The sequence below is a fragment of the Conexibacter sp. S30A1 genome (genome assembly GCF_023330665.1).
In the GTDB taxonomy this organism is placed as follows: domain Bacteria; phylum Actinomycetota; class Thermoleophilia; order Solirubrobacterales; family Solirubrobacteraceae; genus Palsa-465.
On record NZ_CP097127.1, the window covers coordinates 2,723,598 to 2,742,377 of the forward strand.

14 protein-coding genes and 2 tRNA genes are annotated in these 18,780 nt (G+C 64.6%); 9 read left to right on the forward strand and 7 right to left on the reverse strand.

Annotated elements, in window-relative coordinates:
* Nucleotides 1–3 precede the first annotated feature (3 nt).
* The gene (locus M3M54_RS13085) at nt 4–1,419 is read left to right on the forward strand and encodes a hypothetical protein (RefSeq protein WP_249019486.1); all 1,416 of its coding nucleotides are present in this window, start codon (nt 4–6) and stop codon (nt 1,417–1,419) included.
* Nucleotides 1,416–2,702 (forward strand): DNA adenine methylase, encoded by a 1,287-nt coding sequence (locus M3M54_RS13090; RefSeq protein WP_249019487.1) that lies wholly within the window; start codon nt 1,416–1,418, stop codon nt 2,700–2,702. Before M3M54_RS13085 ends, M3M54_RS13090 begins: the two co-directional genes overlap by 4 nt.
* On the opposite strand, the gene M3M54_RS13095 is transcribed toward M3M54_RS13090, so the two are convergent.
* Entirely contained in the window at nt 2,645–4,918 is a 2,274-nt protein-coding gene (locus M3M54_RS13095; protein ID WP_249019488.1) for a hypothetical protein, read from the reverse strand. The genes M3M54_RS13090 and M3M54_RS13095 overlap by 58 nt on opposite strands.
* Nucleotides 4,919–5,111: 193 nt before the next feature.
* On the opposite strand from M3M54_RS13095, the gene M3M54_RS13100 reads away from it, so the two are divergent.
* Nucleotides 5,112–6,461, forward strand: coding sequence for a transposase (locus M3M54_RS13100; RefSeq protein WP_249019411.1), 1,350 nt, complete (start codon nt 5,112–5,114; stop codon nt 6,459–6,461).
* Here M3M54_RS13100 and M3M54_RS13105 read toward each other — a convergent pair.
* Both M3M54_RS13105 and M3M54_RS13110 read right to left on the reverse strand, forming a co-directional pair.
* Nucleotides 6,383–6,970: a DEAD/DEAH box helicase family protein gene (locus M3M54_RS13105; RefSeq protein WP_249019489.1), complete on the reverse strand. Its 588-nt coding sequence runs from the start codon at nt 6,968–6,970 to the stop codon at nt 6,383–6,385. The two genes, M3M54_RS13100 and M3M54_RS13105, sit on opposite strands and share 79 nt — an antisense overlap.
* Nucleotides 6,970–8,802: a site-specific DNA-methyltransferase gene (locus tag M3M54_RS13110; RefSeq protein ID WP_249019490.1), complete on the reverse strand. Its 1,833-nt coding sequence runs from the start codon at nt 8,800–8,802 to the stop codon at nt 6,970–6,972. The genes M3M54_RS13105 and M3M54_RS13110 overlap by 1 nt, the downstream gene beginning before the upstream one ends.
* A gap of 72 nt (nt 8,803–8,874) precedes the next feature.
* Between M3M54_RS13110 and M3M54_RS13115 the strand changes: the two genes are divergently transcribed.
* Entirely contained in the window at nt 8,875–11,634 is a 2,760-nt protein-coding gene (locus tag M3M54_RS13115; protein WP_249019491.1) for an ATP-dependent DNA helicase, read from the forward strand.
* A gap of 300 nt (nt 11,635–11,934) precedes the next feature.
* On the opposite strand, the gene M3M54_RS13120 is transcribed toward M3M54_RS13115, so the two are convergent.
* Entirely contained in the window at nt 11,935–12,156 is a 222-nt protein-coding gene (locus M3M54_RS13120) for a hypothetical protein (RefSeq protein WP_249019492.1), read from the reverse strand.
* A 70-nt stretch (nt 12,157–12,226) separates the two neighbouring features.
* Between M3M54_RS13120 and M3M54_RS17035 the strand changes: the two genes are divergently transcribed.
* Complete coding sequence (locus M3M54_RS17035) at nt 12,227–12,490, forward strand: helix-turn-helix domain-containing protein (RefSeq protein ID WP_371878673.1); 264 nt, start codon at nt 12,227–12,229, stop codon at nt 12,488–12,490.
* Complete coding sequence (locus M3M54_RS13125) at nt 12,490–13,086, forward strand: Arm DNA-binding domain-containing protein (protein WP_249019493.1); 597 nt, start codon at nt 12,490–12,492, stop codon at nt 13,084–13,086. Before M3M54_RS17035 ends, M3M54_RS13125 begins: the two co-directional genes overlap by 1 nt.
* On the opposite strand, the gene M3M54_RS13130 is transcribed toward M3M54_RS13125, so the two are convergent.
* Nucleotides 13,087–13,323, reverse strand: a complete 237-nt coding sequence (locus M3M54_RS13130) for a hypothetical protein (RefSeq protein WP_249019494.1) — start codon at nt 13,321–13,323, stop codon at nt 13,087–13,089.
* 204 nt (nt 13,324–13,527) lie between these two features.
* Between M3M54_RS13130 and M3M54_RS13135 the strand changes: the two genes are divergently transcribed.
* A complete protein-coding gene (locus M3M54_RS13135; protein ID WP_249019495.1) occupies nt 13,528–13,707 on the forward strand; it encodes a hypothetical protein in 180 nt (59 codons plus the stop codon).
* A gap of 462 nt (nt 13,708–14,169) precedes the next feature.
* On the opposite strand, the gene M3M54_RS13140 is transcribed toward M3M54_RS13135, so the two are convergent.
* Both M3M54_RS13140 and M3M54_RS13145 read right to left on the reverse strand, forming a co-directional pair.
* Nucleotides 14,170–14,242 (reverse strand) — tRNA-Ala (locus M3M54_RS13140).
* Nucleotides 14,243–14,308: 66 nt separating this feature from the next.
* Complete coding sequence (locus tag M3M54_RS13145; protein WP_249019496.1) at nt 14,309–15,253, reverse strand: hypothetical protein; 945 nt, start codon at nt 15,251–15,253, stop codon at nt 14,309–14,311.
* Between the two features lie 216 nt (nt 15,254–15,469).
* Between M3M54_RS13145 and M3M54_RS13150 the strand changes: the two genes are divergently transcribed.
* Nucleotides 15,470–15,542 (forward strand) — tRNA-Ala (locus M3M54_RS13150).
* Between the two features lie 597 nt (nt 15,543–16,139).
* Nucleotides 16,140–18,557 carry a plasma-membrane proton-efflux P-type ATPase gene (locus tag M3M54_RS13155; RefSeq protein WP_249019497.1) on the forward strand — a complete coding sequence of 806 codons (2,418 nt, stop codon included), beginning with the start codon at nt 16,140–16,142 and terminating at the stop codon, nt 18,555–18,557.
* Nucleotides 18,558–18,780 lie beyond the last annotated feature (223 nt).

Consider the following 18,780-nt stretch of genomic DNA (forward strand, 5'->3'; position numbering starts at 1 on the left):
GCGATGCCGTACGAGTCGGAGCGCGCCCCGCGGCTCGGGCATGTTGCGACGGTAAGGAACGCCGCCGTCGCCTCTGCGATGGCGCAGTGGCAAGTGACCTCTGACAAGCCGACGACGGCGGACGACGTGGAGCAGCTCTGTCGGCCGCTCCCTGAGCTTGAGCTCGTGGGGCCGCCGACGGACGTTGACTTCTCGATCACGGTCGACGGCTCCGACACTGAGGTCGACACGACCCGCGACCATCCGACCGTCAAAGTCGGGTATTTGCGCGTCGCCGGCTCGATGGTGCGCCTCGATCAGTTTCGGGAACTCGCCCGCGCGCGGCACATCGATCCGCGGATCGTCAGGCGCGCCCATGGCGAGTACGCCTTTGATGTGGCGCTGCCCGGCGCGCAGCTTGCCCGTCCCGGAATGACCGGGGTTGATACGTGGCGGTTCGAGCTCAACAACTTCCTCCTGACGGGCCGCTTCGATTCGTCCACGGAGATGACGTTGGCCGACGGCCTCCTCGCGCTGCATGGAACCCGTGGAGCGCCGGCTACCGAGATTCCACTCCGCGTCTGCCCGAGCTGCGGGCACCGCCCAGCTCCGGAGGCGCCTCTGACGGTCGGCAAGCTGCCAGGACAGTGTCCGCAATGCAGCGGGGCGATCTTCCTCGGCGACGTCCTCCGCACCCACGACGAGTACAACGTCGAAGGGTCGAACCTCACCCCGATGAGTCGAGTGATGACCGCGGCCGAGAGGCTCATGACGACCTGCTACCTCGAGTACTTCGCGGAGACGGCCCCCGAGGTCCTAACCCACACGCTCTTCATCACCGACGGCCCGCTTGCGCTATTCGGCCCGCTGGCACCGCTGAAGCGCCGGCTCCAGGAGCACCTGGCCGGTCTGACCTCTTGGGCGGCCGATCGGGAGATCGTCGGCCCGCTGCTCGTCGGGATGGAAAAGTCAGGGACCTTCGTTGAGCACGCGGCGATGATCGAGGAACTGATCCCCCCGAGTCACGTGATGCGACTCACGAACGAATACATCAACAAAGTCACGGGCAGATCCCCACACAACGAGTACGGGCACGATGAGTTCTATGGACGGCGCTTCATCTACCGCACGTCGAAGGGAGATCCGCTCGTGATCACCGTCCCACCTGCACCGGGCGTGGAACCGTACGACGGCTCGAGCGAAGCGGAGAGCTGGGCCGCTTACCCAACCCTACGCCTCGTCTGCGAGGTCCTCGATTCGCTTCGGACCCGCATGTACGACCATGCGATCGTGCCCGTCGCGCTCGCCCATTCCGCCGCCGCCCTTCCCCTCGGAGTAGGCCGGTCGGTCCTCACGATGATGGCCCAGCAGAACATCCCGGGGCTCCGAATCGACGTACAGGCAGTCAAACGACAGTTGACTTTCCCCGGCTGGCAATGACCACGCTCAAGGCCCCTCCGCCGAACGCCGCTGCGCCCGTTCCAGCGGCCGTCCAGGGACTTCCCGGCGTCGCAGATGCCGCGGGCAGCGCGATTGGGGCGACCGAACGAGGATGGCAAGCCGAGGTATCTGAAATCGAACACCCACTTGCGCACTCGCGCTACCAATCTCCGCTTCGATACGCCGGAGCGAAGTCGTCGTTGTCCCCTGTATTGGCGCGCGTGCTCCTCGCAGCCAAGCAGTCACGGGAGGTTCGAAGCATCAGGCTCCTTGTTGAACCGTTCGCGGGAGGGGCGTCGGCTTCCCTGCGGCTCGTCGGAGACGGCGTCGTCGACAGGATTCTGCTTGCCGATGCCGACCCGCTCGTTGCTGCGTTCTGGCAGGTTGCCGCTGCCGATAGCGGGCGCCTGATCGACCGCATGCGCGGCGAGTGGTCGAGATATGTGTCCCACGGCGGCAGTCGTGCCGTCGCTCGATGGGACCACTGGCGGTCCTGGACCCCGCCCCGACACATGGTCGCCAAAGAGCGACGTCTCTCATCTGCAGTCCGTTGCCTCTTTCTCAACCGGACCACGTTCTCCGGAATCCTGCACGGGCGAGCCGGACCAATCGGGGGCCGGAGCCAGCAGACGCCGTACGACATCGGATGCCGCTGGAACCCGGATGCCGTCGAGGAGCGCATCGCCTTCATCGGCTACCTCTACGGGACTGGTCGGCTCGTCGATGTTTGGTGCAAGGACTGGCGGGCGACGCTCGACGACGTCCCGGAGCTGTACCCCCAACTCCTGCCATCCAATGTCGTCGCGTACCTCGACCCGCCGTACATCGACAAGTCGGCGCTTCTTTACCGGATCTCGTTTGATCCGGCTGGTGGGTACCGTGCCCGCGCGTCCGCCGCTGATTCCGCGGACCTACATCTCCAGTTGGCGAGTTATCTTCGGCGCAAGGCCCAGTTCCGCTGGCTTCTCAGCTACGACGCTCACGAGTCCCTCACCACGAGTCGCGCGCTGTATCGGGCCACCCGCATGAACCCGTCAAGGATCGACCAGCTTCAGCTCGGAGTACGGCGCTGGACGATCAGCAAGCGCCTGGTCGCAACTCGCTACAGCGCCGGCGGTCGGACCGGAAAACGCGCGGCGGAGGAGCTGCTCCTCACGACTCTTCCCGCGTCGTCGATTCCGACCGACGACGGGCTGCGGCCGATCGCCCCGCCTGGAGAGCGAGATCACGCAGCCGACAATGCCGACCGCACCAGCTTCTCCGGATCCTCGCCGAATGCGTAGTCGACCTTGATCGACCTGAAGTGGGCACTCCCACACTTGATCTTCCAGCCCTCGGCCTCAAACCGAAGCTTCGAGAGGTCGGATCCGCCCTTCGTCTCACGGACGAGATATAGGTAGTCGCCGAGCGGTTCGCGACGGACGAACGCCCAATCAGGGTTGTAGTTGCCAAGCGGCGTCGGCACGAGAAACCACCCAGGCAGCTTCAGGAACAGCTGAATCTCGTCGCTGCCGTCGAGGAACGCGGCGAAGCGCTCCTCCACCTCGGAGTCGCAGACGATCTTGTCTGTCACGCTCTTCCGAACGTCGAGGACCGTCTTCGCGTATGTCTCCTCCTGGTGGAGATCCTCAAACAGGCTCGCCTCCCACCGTTCCCCCGGGAGGGGCGTGTAAACGATCCCGTCAGCGACCTGCTCGAACAGCGCCTCGTTCATCGCTCGCGCCACCTGGTCGATGAAGACGGCCGGGTTGCGCTTTCCCTCCTCGAGTCTTGCGCAGCCCCGCAAGATCGAAACAACCGTTCGCCGCGAGAGCGGGACTCGGCGGCACAACTCGGTGACGATGTCCGGGAGGGTTCGGCTCACCGTCAGCTCGATCTCAGCGCGCCCACGCACATCGGCGGACGAAACCCCCGAAGCGTCCATCGCTAGGTCGTTGCGCTCGATCCGGAACTTGATTGCCTCGACTTCCGCCCTCGTGTCGATCCGCGCGATCGCCCCGGCGATCACCGTCTTGGTGTCGAACCGAAGCTCATAAATGGTCCGTGGCGAGATCCGGTCCCACAGCTCCAGGAATATCGGGTCTGCGAGCACCTCCGGTTTCAGCTTCAGCTTGACCTTGTCCCTGTTCAGATCGACAATTCGCCGCTCGAAGGAGACCCCGGTCTCTTCCTCGATTTCCGTCTGAAGCGCTTCGGCGAAGGTCGAGAACCGTTCGTTGGCGATCACAGTGAGGAGGTTCACTGCGTCGGAGTGGCAGCGCTCACCGTTCGCCATTACGGGAAGGCGCAGGCCGCGGCCGATTTGCTGACGTCGGCGCATTTCCGCGTGCCCGTCCTGCAGGTTGCAGATCGTGAAGACGTTTGGGTTATCCCAGCCCTCGGCAAGAGCCGAGTGGCTGAAGATGAAGCGCAGGGGTTCGTCGAAGCTCACGAGCCGCTCTTTGTTCTGCATGATCCGCGCGAACGCGTCAGCCGTCTCCTTGGTGTCGCGGCCGAGCGCTGTGTCCCTTGGTACGCCTCGCGCGGAGGTGGCGAAATAGCCGTCGTGAACGTCCGCGACATCGGGCAAGTCGAGGTTCCGGAACCGGCCGTCGGCTCGAAACGACGCGTACTCTTCCTCGAACCAGACGCGGAGCTTGCTGTCGGGCAGGTAGTAGTTCGCGACCCGGTCGATGAAGAACAACGTCAACGGCTTGATTGCGGCCGGGATCACGCCTTTGCGGTGGGCGTGAAAGAGCTGCAACTCCTTCTCGAAATGCGCCTCCACCGCCTTGCGCACCTGCAACCGTTGCGCGGCCTCGGCGCCTTCATCGGTCAACGCATCGACTCTAGCGCGCCGGCCGTTCCCGAATTCGACGACGCCGGCGTCGGCATGAATGTCCTCGACGGCCCAACCTCGGTAGACCTGGCGCCCGCCGCTCAACTCCTCGAGATCATCGTCCTTCCGTAGCGTCACACGCGTCCGTTGGGTCCCGCGTGAGGTCATCTTGTGGATGTACGCCGTGGCCGTCACGCCGGTGGGGGTCGCGTTGATTCTCGCGATCTCGACGAACGCCTCGCCGAGATCCTCGTCCTTGACGATCGAGAGCACCCCAATCTTCTTGACGAGCCGAAGGTCGTATGCATCGACCGGCGTGAGGCGGTAGACGAGGTGCTTGAGGTCGCGGTGCGTCGCCGAGTAGCGCAGCCGAAACAGGGGAGCGAGTGACGCGATCGCCTGCCGGCGAGTTGGGGTCTCCATGTTCTGCGGCTCGTCCATGATCACGATCGGCCGGCAAGCACGGAGGAACTCGATCGGCCGATAACCGTTCATCGCGTCCGTGGGACGATTGATGATGTTCGCGTCGTTCGCGAACGCGTCGATGTTGATCACCATGATCTGCAAGTGCGACGCGGTCGCGAACTGCCGGACTCTCGTCAGCGCCTTGCTGTCATAGACGTAGTGATCGAACTGGAGTCCGTCGTAGATCTCCTTGATGTGGTCTCTCGGGTTTCGCACTTTTGGGCCTGTAGCGGCATAGCGGCGTAGCAGGTGGTGGTGGACGGGGCCGTGGCGGGCTGGTGTGGCCTGTTGGCGCGGTGTCGGGGAAGGAGCATCGGCGGCTTGCGCGAAAGCGGTTGCTGTCAACATAACCCGTCCGTCGCGGCCAAGGGGAGGCACGCTGCGCGGCTTCTCTTGGAGGCTGCCGCCGATGCTCTGCGTCCCATCTTCGCTGAACGAGCTGCTTGTCCTGTTTGAGTCGTGTTTCACCCGTCCCACGTTTGAGACGTTCCGGGGGGTGTTGGTCGGTCAGGTCTCGCAGACCTCTCTGCGGTGCGTGACCGGGATGCTGACAGGCTCAAGGCTGTCGGGGGTGTGGCATCACGCGCGTTGCCACCGGTTCTTCGCCAATGCCCGCTGGTCCGTGGACGAGCTCGGGTTACGGCTCGCCTGCCTGATCGTTGAGCGGTTCACAGAACCGGGTGCGAGCGTGCTGGTCGCGGTCGACGACACGCTCCTGAAACGCAGGGGACGCCGGATCCACGGCACCTTCTGGCATCACGACGCGACCGCCAACAGCCGCTCAGGCTCGGTCGCGTGGGGGAACAACTGGATCGTGGCCGGGATCTGTGTCAAGCTGCCGTTCCTGCAGCGCACCGTATGTTTGCCGGTCCTGTTCCGGCTCTGGCAGCCGCGGCGCGAACAGTTCGTCAAGCAGCACAAGCCCGATCCTGAGCGGCCCGGGAAGGTCAAGCTGGCCAGGGCGATGGTCTGCCTGCTCGCCAAACGGCTGCCGGATCGCCAGATCAACGTGGTCGGTGACAGCGCCTACATCAGCCAGGCGTGGCGTGCTGCACCCAAGCGGGTGACGATCACATCGAGGCTGCGTAGCAACGCGGTGATCTACGCCCCTGCGCCGCCGCGCACCGGCAAACGCGGCCGGCCACGCAAATGGGGCAAACAGCTTGAAAGCCTTCAACAGATCGCAGCCGACCCCGCCACCGAATGGGTAAAGACGACCGTCAGGCGCTACAGCAAAACCGAGACGCTCGAGCTGGCTGAGATCAACTGCCTGTGGGAGCCGCTCGGCGCCGAAACCCCGGTCCGTGTGATCCTCGTCAAAGACGACACCAAGCCGTGCGGCTACCAGATCGCGCTGATCACCACCGACCTTCACGCCACCGCCGCGCAGATCGTCGAACGCTACGCAGACCGCTGGCCGATCGAAGTCGCCTTCCAGGACGGCAAAGAACTGTTCGGCGTCGGTGATGCCCGCAACCGGACCGAGAAAGCCGTGCAACGGACCGTCCCATTCCAGTTCTTGGCGATGGACCTCACGATCATCTGGTACGCGCTCTACGGACATCACCCCGACATCGTCACAGAGCATCGCGCCCGCGCCCCCTGGTATGTCTCCAAGACCACCCCATCATTCCAGGACATGCTCGCCAAGCTACGACGAGTGATCATCGCCACCCAATTTCAACCCGAACAGGCCCGAACCCCCACAACCCAGGAAATCAACCAAGTCCAGCAAGCATGGGCAGCCGCCGGCCTATGAACTGCGAAACCCGAGTGGTCTTTGAGAAGTCGAAAATTCGACAGGACACCCTCTCGTATCGCCACGCTCGGCACGACGATCACGAACTTCGCAAAGCCATAGCGCTGGTGGAGTTCAGCGATCGTCCGGAGGTATACGTAGGTCTTCCCTGTCCCTGTCTCCATCTCGACGCTGAAATCCGCTGGTACCTCAGTTGGTTCGACGGCCACCCGGAGATCGAGAGGGATGCGGGGGATCAGCTCGCCGGAATCGTCGACAGCGTCCCCATCCTGGATCCGTCGCAGATTCGCCTCGAGCGTCGATGCTCCGAGCGACAGGACGTTTCCGAAGACGATCTCGTGAAAGCCTTCGAGCGCCAGTTCATCGTGCAGCAGTCCGGCGTCCCCGCTGAGGGGAACCGCCCCGCCGGAATCACCCGCGGCCTGCTGACCCGCGAACAGCTCGACAACGCTATCGATCGCGTCCCGCTGGTACTGCTGGTTGGCATCGAACTTCAGCTCGACAGCCATCAGACCGTCTTCATCACGATGCCAAGATTCTTCGCGTTCGTTGCGGCGTTTGCCTTGACCGCGTCGACGCCGGCGAATCCGTCCTCCATGAAGACCACGACCTTCGCCCCAATCTCCAGGACCCCGTTCACAAGGTCGCTCGTGACGGCCGCCGACAGAACCACGGCTACGCTGCCGGCAACGACTACCTCGGAACCGGCGATCTCACGGCGACTCCACGGAACGTCAAGCGGCACCCCTTCCTTGAGAAGGACCTCGGCTGCGACTGCATCCCAATCTGGCTCGCCCGCCAGCGTCGACTCGCTGAGGTCGAAGAGGGTCTCAGACACCGCGGACTGGGCAAAATTGCTTTCGGCGAGGGAGAAGTCGCGAAGGCCGGACTTCGCCTCGACGGCCTGCATCGCGGCGCGGATTCGTGTTCGAGTAATGTCGGACACGTGCACGTAGTCGTTGTATCCGGTCGGCTCGGGCAGCTGCACCAGTAGGAAGCGTCGGTTGCCGCCGTCCTCAGCGTTCTGCTGCAACACGGCATCGGCCGCCGAGCCAGACCCCGCGAAGAAATCTAGGACGAGATCGCCCGCGCTGGCGTCGGTAGCAAGCGCGAGCATTCGTCGGATCAGCTGCGTTGGCTTGGGCGTGTCGAAGACACTGTCCGAGGAGCCGAACTTCACACGGCTGAGCAACTGTTTCTTTGCATCCTGGGTGTGGCCTACCTCCTCATACGGCCAAAAACTCTCAGGGACTCGCCCTTGCTGAACCTCACTGAGGAAGCGCTTGTAGGCTGGCCGACTCTGACCGTCCTTGCCAAACCATACCCGACCGTCTGCGAGCAGTTCCTCGTACCGCGGCTGGGTGTATCGCCACGCACCGCCAATCGGCGGCATGAAGCGATTCCCGGCGGGCGTGACAAGCTCATACGTCTGGGACGGGGTTGCGTGGCCTGCCGGCGCTGTGAAGTCGCTCGACTTCCACGGGCCGCGCGGATCGTTGTCCGGATTCTTGTACGCCTGGTCCTGCTCGGACGTCCGCGGGAGGAGGTTCGGTCGCCAAAGCAAGGCATTCCGGGCAAAGACGAGTAGATAGTCGTGGACAACGGCGAACTGCTGGCGATTGTTCATTGGCGAGTAGACCTTTTGCCACACAAGCTGCGCCACGAAGTTCTCGGGTCCAAAGACCTCGTCCATCAGCCCCCTTAGGTGCGACATCTCGTTGTCGTCGATCGAGACGAAGATGACGCCGTCCTGGGTCAGTAGGTTCCTTGCCAGGACGAGCCGGGGGTACATCATCGACAGCCAACGGCTGTGTCGGCGGCCGCTCGTATCCGCTGCCGCCGACGTTCGGTTGCCGTCGGCGTCGACTTGCCCCGTGAATTCGAGGTACGCGCGCAGGGTGTCCGAAAAATCGTCTGGGTAGATGAAGTCGTTGCTCCCGGTGTTGTAGGGCGGATCGATGTAGATCAGCTTGACCCGATCGTTGTAGGCCTTCTGGAGAAGCTTCAGTACCTCGAGGTTGTCGCCTTCGATAAACACGTTCTGCGCACTGTCGAACCCGATCGAAGCGTCCCGATTTGGCGCGAGCGTTCCTCGCGAGGGCGTCAACAGCGACCGGACGGCCTGCGCTTTCCCGGCCCACATCAGTCCGAAGCGTTCGCGCGTATCGGCCGTGTGAGCGATATCGACGTCGAGGAGCGCCGCGAGGCGATCGGCGTCGAGCACTCCGTCGGCAAGGAGCCCCGGGAACAGGTCCTCAAGACGTGCGCGGTTTTCGGCCGCGAGGTCCGCGGTCTCAAGCTCGATCTTCTCCGGCTCCTCTCCGATCATCGTGTAGTCCAACCCCTCTCCCAAAACATTCTTGTAATCATCTGGTCGTTGCGTCGAGTCGATTCCTGACCTAGCGTTCCAATGGTGCCAGAGGAGACCGATCCGATTCCAGCAGCACCGACGCTCGAAGGGGATGCGGCGGCTGCCGTCGCCCACCGGGGCAGCCACATCCAGATCATCGCTGCCGCCGGCGCCGGCAAGACCGAGGTCGTCTCTCAGCGTGTCGCGGCGCTCCTCGCCTCGGGCGAGGATCCGAGCGGAATCGTCGCCTTCACGTTCACAGACAAGGCGGCCGCAGAACTCAAAGAGCGAATCCGGCAGCGGACCGTGGCGGCAAGCGGCGCCGAGGCGGCAGACCAGCTCGGAAAGCTCTTCGTAGGGACGATCCACGCCTACTGCTTCCGGCTTCTGCAGAGCTTCGTCCCCAGATACGAGAGCTACACCCCGCTCGACGTCAACCAGCTCGTCAACCTCCTCTACCGGGAGGCGAACCGGCTGAAGCTCAAGGAGTTCGACAAGGATCGCAAGCTGTTTCGAGCGGTTGAGCTGTTCTCCAAGAGCGTCGACGTGATCGAGAACGAGCTCATCGACCCGGAAACCCTCCCGCGCGACCACTTCCAAGCAACCGTCAAGCAGTACTACGCGATGCTCGACGGCTACCAGTTCATGTCGTTCGGAACCCAGATCGTGCGCGCCGTCGACGCGCTCCAAGACCCGGGAGTGCACGCCAGGGTGACGGAAACACTCCGTCACTTGATCGTCGATGAGTACCAGGACGTCAACCCCGCCCAAGAGCGTCTCATCGAGCTGCTCGCCAAGCCAATCGGCGGTGCCGACCTCGTTGTGGTCGGCGACGACGACCAGGCCGTCTATCAGTGGCGCGGGTCCAACGTCCAGAACATCGTCACGTTCAAGGACCGCTACCCCAACGTCATCCCGTTTCGGCTACTCGTCAACCGTCGGTCCCGGCCGCCGATCGTCGCGCTCGCCAACGCATTCGCGCAGTCGATCACAGGGCGACTCGACAAAGCGATGGGTCCCCACCGCGAAACCGACGGCCCTGCGCTGTCGATCGCTGCAGGATTCGAGGACGAGGAACTCGAAGCCGACGAGGTCGCCGTGACGATCGAGCGGCTCCACGCCCGCGGCATCCCGTACCGGGACATCGCGATCCTCGTTCGCGGCCGAACGGCGTATCCAAAGCTCCTCGAGGCTCTCGAGTTCGCGAAAGTCCCCGTCCAGCCCGGCGGTCGAACGGGACTCTTCGAGCAGTCCGAGGCCGCCGTCCTCGGAGCGACATATGCGTGGCTCGCCGACATCGAGTGGGCTCCCGGACGCTTCATCAAGCGGGAGAAGATCGTATTGCCAGATCTCGTCCGCGATTACGAGCTCGCATTCCAGATCGCGCCACCAGCCTCGGCCGCCCTCAGGCAGCACCTCATCGACTGGAAGCCCCAGACCCGTGAGACGAACTTCAACGTCAGTCTCGTCGGAGACTTCTACACATTGCTCGGTCTCCTCGGACTCTCAGCCTGGGACACGACCGCCAGCGAAGTCCGCAACCGGCTCGGGACGATCGCCCGGTTCACCACGGTGCTCGCCGACTACGAGACCGTCACTCGCCGGTCTCGGAAGGATCCGAACAACCCTGGCGAGCAGGTCGGCGGCGCCCCGGGCGACGAGTGGTTCTACCGCAACCTCGCGCTCCTCCTCGTCAACTACGCCAACGGCAACTACGACGACTTCGACGGCGAGGAGGACCTCCTCACCGATGCTGTAGCGCTCGGGACTGTTCACGGCGCCAAGGGCCTCGAGTGGCCCGTCGTCTTCCTCCCATCACTTACCGAGTCGCGGTTCCCGTCGCGGCGCACCGGGCGGCTCGAGAACTGGTTGATCCCGCGAGACCGCTTTGACGCAGCGAGGTACGAGGGATCCGACGCCGACGAGCGACGCCTCTTCTACGTAGCGCTGACCCGGGCACGCGACTGGGTTTCACTCTCGTCTCACCAACGCGTCAACAAGAACAACGTCGCCCCTTCCCCCTATCTGAACGAATGCATCGCGCATGCGAGCGCGGACACCGGTCACCCAACCGGAGCGCTCCCGACCTCCGTCTCGATCCCCGACCTCGCGGTCACCTACAGCCAGCTCGCGGCGTACGCCGAATGCCCGCAGAGCTACCTCCTCCGGAACGAGCTCGGCTTCATCCCGCCGATCAAACAGGAACTCGGCTACGGGAACGCGATTCACCACCTCATGCGAGTTATTGCGGAGCGGACCCAGGCCGCTGGCCGAACGCCCACCGATGCCGAGGTTGACGAACTCCTCACGACGGACTTCTTCCTGCCGTTCGCCAACAAGCCTGCGCACAAGGAGATGCGGGAGAAGGCGCAACGACTCGTCGGCACCTATCTGCGCGACCACCAGGACGACCTCCTTCGAACGTGGGCCACCGAACTCCCCTTCGAGCTCTACCTACCTGGCGTCGTCATCAGCGGCCGCGCCGACGTGATCTACGACGAGCACGACGGCGTCCCGACGAACCTCGCGATCGTCGACTACAAGACCTCAACGCACGGCGACGTCGAGCCCCTCCAGCTCCAGGTCTATGCGGACGCAGGTCGGCGCGAGGGGCTTACGGTCGGGGCGGCGTTCGTCCACGACATGCAGACCGCCACGCGGCACCCGATCGCAGTTGACGCGGCCGCCGTCGCCGACGCGGAGAGCCAAGTCGTGACGACGTCCGCCGCCCTCATCCGCCGCGATTTCACACCTAAGCCAGAGCTCACAAAATGCCGCGCTTGCGATGTCAGAACGATCTGCTCCGCGGCACGTCTTACCTGAGCGCCGCAGAGCTAGCCATCCGGCTCGTTGGAACAGTGCTCACAACCACGTCGTCTCGGCGGTGAGCCGCGGAACCTTGAGCCTCAAAGTCGCGGTACGGCCGATTTCACGACGGGCATCCAGCCCGTCGCAAAATCGGCCGTCTATGTTGCCCATGACCACCGGCCCCAAGAATCAGATGATGTTCTTGGGACTGCCTGGACCCGAGCAATATCGACCAACCGGAGGTGACGGGGTTCCCGAGCCGCCAAGCGAGGGGTTCGCGTCGCCGGAGGGCGGTAGCCCGTCCCACGGAGCGCGTCAGTCCTCGTGCGCCTGGTTGGGCCGGCGCTCCGCAGCCCACTGCTCCATCTCGGAGCGAAGCCACAGCTTGATCCGACCGCTTCCGAGGTTCACGACTGGGCGAGGCATATCCGAGTAACGGCGCTGGTACTGGCTCACGGTGTTGCGGTGAGACAGCTGAAGGATCTCGGCCACCCCGTGCGCGTCGACAAGGTCATTGGAGTCGATCAGCGGCGCCACTAGAAGAAGCCTACTTACGTAGGCGGGTCCGTCCGAGCCAAGCGATAGCCTACGTACGTAGGCAAGATCAATAGCTGGCCCCGGCGGTGGTGGAACACCCCGGGGCGCGGCCGGTACCCCAAGGAGGTCCCGACATGACGCAGGCTACGCCGTTCTCCCTCGGACAGCTCGAGGGCAAGGCAACCATCACGTTGAGCAGGCCGCTCAGGTGCTCGGAGTTGGCCGCACCGCCGCGTACGACGCGGCCCGTCGCGGCGAGCTGCCGACTCGCCGACTCGGCCGTCGGCTGCTGGTCCCGGTTCCCGCACACCTCAGCTTCCTGGGAGCGGTCTGATGCAGGGGCACATCCACAAGCGCGTCCGGATGGATAAGTCGGGCAAGGAGCGCACGCTCTGGTATGTGGTGCTCGACGAGGGCGTCGACCACGACGGTCGGCGTCGGCAGAAGTGGCATGGCAGCTTCCGCACCAAACGAGACGCAGAGACCGCTCGCGCCAAGCTCGTCGACCAGCTGCACTCCGGCAGCTATATCTCCCCGAGCCGCACGAGCCTCTCAGAATGGGCGATCGCCGGCTGGCTCCCTGTGATGGCCACGCGGATCAAGCCCAGCACCCTCCACTCCTATCGCCGGAACTTGGAGATGCATGTCCTTCCGGTACTCGGCGGGAAGCCGCTGCAGCAGATCACGCCGGTGATGCTGAACACGCTCTACGCCAACCTCGCCTCCCCCACGTCAGAGCGGGATGCGCTGAGCGCCAAGACGATCAGCTACATCCACACGATCGTCCACAAGGCACTGTCGGACGCGGTCGACTCTGAACTTCTTCAACGCAACCCGGCGGAGCGCGCCAAGCCGCCCCGGCCGAACCGGCGGGTGACGACCGGGATCCAGTCGTGGGTGTCAAGGATCACGAGATCTCCCCAGGTGTGATCATGGTTTTTCCCCACCTGTGATCGCGGGTCGGAGTGCGTTGCTGGCGTCGCTGTGGGCGCGCATGCGGTAGCTGTCGCCGTTGATCGCGCCCGACGGCCCATAGGCAACACCAGTCGTCTCACTCGCCGCACAATGCCCCGCAATCAACACCACCGCGGCCACGCAGGCGAGCACGCCGCCGAGCGGGCCGGCTAACAGCTCGCTCTTCGCGGGGCCGGCCGCAAGTGAGACCATCGACACCTCGCTATCGCTCGCCCTCGTCGAAAAGGCCGTCAGACGAGCGGACTTCAAACAACGGAACCCTCCGACTGCCGGCGTGTGCCGGTAGGCTTCCAGGCGCACAGGGCGTGAAACGTGAAGCCTCTGTACAGATACCTGCGATCGTGGCGGCCGGCCAACCCAAACGTCGGGGACTACACGCTCGCGGGAGCGGCACTCATGGGAACCGCTGGTACGGTCACCGGCCTGATTGTCGGCCTCACCGTCTACGCACCGACCGCGTGGTTTGCAGCCGCCGAACTCGGCTTACCAGCCGCGATCGTCGGCGCCGTCGTCGGGTCCCTGGTCGGCGCGACCTTGGCAGCACGCAAAGCGATCCGGCGGCGCACACGCCGGTAGGCGCCGCAACAAATGATCCGGCAGCACGACCGCCCAGCGCCCGTCCACGCCTGGCACGCAACCGCCACCGTGCGGTCCGACCACGCCGACTGCCCTCGACGACAATTTGGTACTCGCGCGCGGTACTCGCTGACCGATATCGCGCCAGCGAGACCCGATTCATAAACTCAAAAGCATCGCATTAGCTGGGCTTCTTCGAGTGGCCGTGCAGGAATCGAACCTGCAACCTTGGGATTAGGAGCGCGACCGTGGCATCTACGGGGATGAGCGTCCACTCAGCGAGCGACCGCCGATCTTGGTGCGTGGTCGGCCAGCCACGGGCCGCATCGCAGAGCAAGCCCGACCTTGCGCGTCAACAAACACTTCGGTTTGGTAGCCAACCGTGGTAGCCAAATGGCGTCACAAACGGTGCTCGCGCTCGCAAACGCCAAGAAACCGTCCCGTTACCAGGTGTTTCGGGAATGGAGCCAAGCGGGATCGAACCGCTGACCTCCTGCGTGCAAAGCAGGCGCTCTCCCAGCTGAGCTATGGCCCCTTCCAGAGCGAGTTTAGAGACAGATGGAGTCGCCGGTGGTTCTACGGTCGGCTCGTTCAGTGGGCATCAGCCGTTGAAGTCGAAGTCCTTGGGAGGTCGCTGCTCAAACCAGAGACGGTCGTGCTCAGGAGTGTCCTGAAGGAAGTCCGGCGTCTCTTCTAGGACGTCCTCCTGCGTGGTGTCGGCGTCTTCGTGCTGGACCCCAACCTCGAACTCAGTCGTCTCCTGCGTGTCGTCAACAGACGGTGGCAGGGTGGTCGCGCCACGGTCTGCCGGCGCCCCATCCGCCAGATCGTCTGGGACACGGGACCCTGCCGGGGAAGGCTCGCTTGAGCCCGCCCAACCGTCTCCAGAGGTGTCAGAGCCCATCTCCGCGGACGGATCCGCCGCGAAGGTGGGGCGTTTGGGTGGATGCTCAAATTGCAATTGCGGCGGCATGCCCCCTGCCGGCGGTGTTGACTCTTGGCTGGGGTAAGCCCCCTCGCTGAGATCTTCCGACCCACCGTGCTGATCGAATAGACGGCCGACGCCTTCCACTTGGTCTGAGTAGTGGAGGGGCTCGGCTTCGGGGCCGTGATCTCCGTCCGGACGGCGCTCTGCTCCATGTCGACCAAGGTTGAGGAAACGTCGTCGCGGCCGCTCATCGCTAGGCGGCCGCGTTACTCGGTCATCTGAACGCTCGGGCATCCATCCGCTCTGCGCGTCCGGGAACTCTCCGATTCCCGCCACGGCATCGTGATGATGTTCGTGCAGATGCGGTGCGGTGCTGTCGTGGTAGCCGTGTTCTTGGAGCTCTTCGAGGTCCGTGAGGTGGTCCTCCTGGTGAACAGCGGGGTCGAAGAACTCGCTCCGCGCCTCTCGAGACCCGACGAAATACGCTTGGGACAACGGCGGCTCACGTCGTACGGGACCGAGCGCTTCGCGCTCCAGTCGTTCGATTTCGGCGGGATCACCTCCGCGAGCGCGCTTGAGGTCGAGGTGCTCGCGGATCGCGTCGTCCAGCAGACCCATGCAAGTAAGGGTACCGAGTCAGGCGCGTCGCGACTGCAAAGCTGCCTTCGTGCGCGATCGCGTGCGAACAGCTGACTGTCTCTGTCGGTCCGCGGACCCGCGGAGACAGACAAAACCCCGTGCATGACTTGCGCATGCACTTGGTCGACCCAGCCTGGACAACGGTGCTAGCACGCGCTCGGTGGCTGGCCGCACCGCTATGCTGGGGCTTAGCGCGGGGCTATAGCTCAGATGGGAGAGCGCCTGGATCGCACCCAGGAGGTCGCCGGTTCGATTCCGGCTAGCTCCACTCCTCAGGTCTTCGCGTCCGCCTTTGCGGTATGCAAAGGTTGGGGCCAAAAGGAGTCTGGACGGCTGGCGGGACTGTCCGGTGGGGCGTGTCGTGGTGGTGTCGCGCTGTTCGTCCGGTTTGTTGGCTGTTGAAAACGTTTGTGCTTCGGACCTCGCGGATGACGCTGGTGGTGGTGGCGAAGGGCGCGTTTTGGATCCGTCACGCCAAGCGGCCACCCGATTCCGCCAGTCCTCACCGGCCACGGAGCCCAAACCCGTGAACGCCTAGATACGCGAGCGGGCCAGCTTGGTCCCGCACGGCGGTCGCGACGGCGTCGTCACGCGCTCAATGGGGCTCGTTGCGAGGCGGCCGTGGCGCCGTCGCCATACGTGTCGCCGGGGGAAGTCCATTGCGCGGGTGGCATCGTCTACGATGGTGCGGCGGAGGCCCGCCTGCGCTGCTGTGCTGGCGCCGCGCCGCGCCAGGTTAGCCGCAGTTGACCCGCAGCTTCTATGGAGACCTCACGCTGGCCACCGTCTCGGAGGTAGTTTGGCTGTAGGGGGCTCAGGGTGGGGGAACGGCAGCCGGTGTGCCGCACTAGACTCGCTCGGTGCCGTGAGCGTTCCCGGCGAATCATCCGTTCAGCCGACTGCAGCTGCGTCTGCGGCGGGAAGCCTGGACCCCCACGTCGACTCGTCGGTCGGCGACGGACTGACCAAAGCTGAGGCGCACGCTCGACTCGAGCGCTGTGGTCCCAACGCGCTTCCAGAGGAGCGTCCGCACCTGCTGCGAGCGCTGGTCGGGAAGCTCATGGGCCCGGTCCCTTGGCTGCTCGAGGCTGCGGTGGTGCTCGAGCTGGCGGCGGGCAAGGTCGTCGAGGCGGTGATCGTCGCGTGTCTGGTCATCTTCAACGCGGTGATCTCGTTCGTGCAGGAAGGGCGCGCGCGAGACGCATTGGCGCTGCTGCGAAGTCGCCTGGCGCTCCAGGCGCGGGTGCGGCGGGATGGACGCTGGGAGCTGCTCGACTCAGAGGAGCTGGTGCCAGGTGATCTGGTGCACGTGCGTGTAGGCGACATCGTCCCGGCCGACATAACTGTCTCCGATGGTGTCGTGTCTGTGGACCAGTCGGTCCTCACGGGCGAGTCGGCTGCGGTCGAGGTCAGGGCGGGCGGGACGCTCTACACGGGGGCGATCGTCAGTCGCGGGGAGGCGTCCGGTGAGGTCACGGCCACCGGGAGCCACACGTACTTCGGACGGACTGCCGAGCTGATGCGCAACGCCAAGACCGCCAGCCACTTGGAGGAGACGATCTTCAAGATCGTCTGGGCGCTTCTGGCGATGGACGGAGCGCTGGTCGTGGCCGTACTCGCCTATGGGATTGTCAACCACCTGCCGGCCAGTGAGCTGCTGCCGTTCGTTCTGATTTTGGTGGTGGCCACCGTTCCCGTGGCGCTGCCGGCCACGTTCACGCTCGCCACTTCGCTGGGAGCGGTGGAGCTGGCGCGGGCCGGGGTCCTCGTCACCCACCTGCAGGCGATCGAGGAAGCCGCGGCGATGGACCTGCTGTGCACCGACAAAACCGGAACGATCACCGAGAACAGCCTGTCGGTAGTTGCCGTGCGTCCCTATGGTGAGCGGAGGGAGGCAGACGTGCTCGCGTTGGCCGCGGCTGCCTCCGATGAAGCCACGCAGGATCCGATCGACCTCGCGATCCTCGCTGCTGCGCAGGCCGCGGGCGCCCCCGCGGTTGGCAGCAGATCAGGCTTCGTACCGTTTGATCCGTCGATCAAGCGATCGGAAGCCACGCTGCTTGCGAACGGGGCAACGCTTCATGTGATGAAGGGCGCCCCCCAGGTCCTCGCGGCACTCGCCACCGACTCAGCGAGTATCGATCCGGACCTGGAAGAACTTGCGGCCGGTGGCGCGAGGGTGCTGGCGGTCGCCTCGGGTAGCTCTGCGCTGGAGGTTGCCGGTTTGATCGCACTTGGCGATCCGTTGCGTGCGGACTCCGCGGCGCTGGTCGAGCGCCTGCACGAGCTCGGTATCCGGGTCGTGATGGTCACGGGTGACTCCGCGCCCACAGCGCTTGCGGTTGCCCGTGAGGTGGGCATCGGGGAGCGGCTCGGGACGGCGGCTGAACTTCGGGAACACGGATCCAGCGAGTTCGACTTCGACGTCATCGCCGGTGTGCTGCCGGAGGACAAGCTCAAGCTCGTCGAGCGCGAACAGCGCGTTGGCCATGTGGTCGGGATGACCGGTGACGGCGTCAACGACGCGCCCGCGCTCAAGCGCGCGGAGGTTGGGATTGCCGTCGCCAGCGCCACGGACGTAGCCAAGGATGCAGCCAGCATCGTGCTCACCGATCCCGGCTTGTCCAACGTGGTCGCGGCCGTTCACGACGGCCGGCGGGTCTACCAGCGGATGCTGACGTACACGCTTAACAAGATCGCGAAGACCTTTCAGGTCTCGCTGTTTCTCGCACTCGGCCTGCTGATCACCGGCAGTTTCGTCACCACGCCCAGGCTGGTGCTGCTGCTGTTGTTTGCCAACGATTTTGTAACGATGTCGCTGGCGACCGACAACGTCGGCTTCTCCTCACGCCCGGACCGGTGGGCGGTCCCGTCGCTCTCGCTCGTGGCGCTGGCTGTCGCCGTGCCGTGGCTTGGTATTTCCTTCGCCACGTTTTTTGTCGGGCGCGACGGACTTGGGCTTGGGCTGGCGCAGACCCAGACGCTGGTATTCGTGATGCTGGTGGCCACGGGCCAGGCGACCGTGTACCTGGTGCGCGAGCGCCGCCACCTGTGGGCTTCCCGACCGAGCAGCTGGATGCTTGCGGCGACCGCGCTTGATCTGGTGATCGTTGCGATCCTCGCCACACGCGGGATCCTGATGTCGGCGATAAGCCTTGCCGATGTCGGCGTGATGATCGGCGTAGTGCTGGCCGTGACGCTGGTCTTGGACCTGCTGAAGGCTCCTCTGCTCGCGCGCATCCGCCCGGAGCAGGCTCACGCCACGGCACGGGTTCACGCATAGCGTGCACGACGGGTGACGGGCCTTTCCCACGAGTCGCCGATGGGATCGCGCTCCGGGGGCCCGTGCGAACTTAGGAGTAATGCTCGGTGGCAGAACCTTTCTACGAGCCAGAAGCTGGACCAGCAGTTCCCGGCATTCGAGATCGAGACCCACGGCATCGAAGTGCAACCGGGCGGCACCTACAGGATCCCGGCCCTGCGCGGGGAGCGGTGACTGTCAGCCG

Coding starts and splice junctions, on each gene's coding strand:
- M3M54_RS13085 (WP_249019486.1), top strand. CDS start 4: ATGCCGTACGAGTCGGAGCGCGCCCCGCGGCTCGGGCATGTTGCGACG.
- M3M54_RS13130 (WP_249019494.1), bottom strand. CDS start 13,323: ATGGTCTCACTTGCGGCCGGCCCCGCGAAGAGCGAGCTGTTAGCCGGC.
- M3M54_RS13135 (WP_249019495.1), top strand. CDS start 13,528: ATGGGAACCGCTGGTACGGTCACCGGCCTGATTGTCGGCCTCACCGTC.
- M3M54_RS13125 (WP_249019493.1), top strand. CDS start 12,490: ATGCAGGGGCACATCCACAAGCGCGTCCGGATGGATAAGTCGGGCAAG.
- M3M54_RS13145 (WP_249019496.1), bottom strand. CDS start 15,253: ATGGGTCTGCTGGACGACGCGATCCGCGAGCACCTCGACCTCAAGCGC.
- M3M54_RS13100 (WP_249019411.1), top strand. CDS start 5,112: ATGCTCTGCGTCCCATCTTCGCTGAACGAGCTGCTTGTCCTGTTTGAG.
- M3M54_RS13105 (WP_249019489.1), bottom strand. CDS start 6,970: ATGGCTGTCGAGCTGAAGTTCGATGCCAACCAGCAGTACCAGCGGGAC.
- M3M54_RS13090 (WP_249019487.1), top strand. CDS start 1,416: ATGACCACGCTCAAGGCCCCTCCGCCGAACGCCGCTGCGCCCGTTCCA.